Raw genomic sequence first — 245 nt, forward strand, 5'->3', positions numbered from 1 at the left:
TTCCGAATGAGGGACTTACTTTCGATGTCGCTGCTCGTTCTCTTAGCGAAAGCGGTGTCGCTGTGCTTCACAGCTGTAACGTTGAGTTGAGTGGTTGAAGCTGATCGAAAAATGCAAACTCTTTTACGCCCGCATTCGCGGGTTTTTTTGTGCCTGGAGCAAACCTATGACCACACCACGCGGTGTACGCAACAACAACCCCGGCAACATCGATTTCAACCCACGGAACGCTTGGCAGGGCCAAC

General features: G+C 51.8%; 1 pseudogene. It reads left to right on the forward strand.

The window, feature by feature from the left end:
• Positions 1-166 precede the first annotated feature (166 nt).
• Positions 167-245 (forward strand): annotated as a pseudogene (locus SB756_RS33995) (structural protein P5); the annotation flags it as partial.

This window comes from Pseudomonas sp. SIMBA_068, from assembly GCF_046534705.1.
Lineage (GTDB): Bacteria > Pseudomonadota > Gammaproteobacteria > Pseudomonadales > Pseudomonadaceae > Aquipseudomonas > Aquipseudomonas putida.